This is a genomic window from Pseudomonas sp. AF03-9 (assembly GCF_020515815.1).
Classification (GTDB): domain Bacteria; phylum Pseudomonadota; class Gammaproteobacteria; order Pseudomonadales; family Pseudomonadaceae; genus Aquipseudomonas.
In genome coordinates, this window is sequence record NZ_JAHPJF010000060.1 from 1 (window position 1) to 960 (window position 960).

Sequence of the window (960 nt, forward strand, 5' to 3'; positions counted from 1 at the left end):
CATCGTCGCCAAGGCCAAGGCCAACGGCCTCAAAGTGATTGCCGTGGATGATCGCTTCGTCGATGCCAAGGGCGCCTTTATGGAAGACGTGCCGTACCTGGGCATGGCGGCCTTCGAAGTTGGCCAGAAACAGGGCGCGGCCATGGCGGCCGAAGCGAAAAAACGTGGCTGGGACTGGAAAGACACCTACGCGGTGATCAACACCTTCAACGAACTCGACACCGGCAAGAAACGCACCGACGGCTCGGTCAAATCCCTGGAAGAGGCCGGCATGCCCAAGGAGCACATCCTGTTCACGGCGGCCAAGACCCTCGACGTCCCCGGTAGCATGGACGCGACCAACTCGGCCCTGGTCAAGCTGCCCAGTGGCGCGAAAAACCTGATCATCGGCGGCATGAACGACAACACCGTGCTTGGCGGCGTGCGCGCCACCGAAAGCGCCGGCTTCAAGGCCGCCAACGTGATCGGCATCGGTATCAACGGCACCGACGCCATCGGCGAGCTGAAAAAGCCTGACAGTGGTTTCTTCGGTTCTATGCTGCCGAGCCCGCATATCGAGGGCTACAACACCGCGAAAATGATGTTCGACTGGGTCACCAAGGGCACGGAACCGGCGAAGTACACCGCCATGGATGAAGTGACGCTGATCACCCGCGACAACTTCAAGGAAGAACTGACCAAAATCGGGTTGTGGCAATGACCGCTTCGGCCCTGCGCTTTGACGGCATCGGCAAGACCTTTCCCGGGGTCAAGGCGCTGGATGGCATCAGCTTTACCGCCCACCCCGGGCAGGTGCACGCCCTGATGGGCGAGAACGGTGCGGGCAAGTCGACGCTGCTGAAAATCCTTGGCGGCGCCTACATCCCAAGCAGCGGCACAGTGCAGATCGGCGCGCAGACCATGGCCTTCAAATGCGCCGCCGACAGCATCGCCAACGGTGTGGCGGTGATCCACCAGGAA

At 61.5% G+C, this 960-nt stretch carries 2 protein-coding genes; both read left to right on the forward strand.

Translation table 11 applies throughout. From position 1 onward, the window contains the following. Nucleotides 1-700: arabinose ABC transporter substrate-binding protein (locus tag LIY36_RS27610; protein WP_226457860.1), on the forward strand; the 700-nt coding region annotated here is incomplete at its 5' end. Next, nucleotides 697-960: ATP-binding cassette domain-containing protein (locus LIY36_RS27615; RefSeq protein ID WP_226457861.1), on the forward strand; the 264-nt coding region annotated here is incomplete at its 3' end. The genes LIY36_RS27610 and LIY36_RS27615, both read left to right, overlap by 4 nt.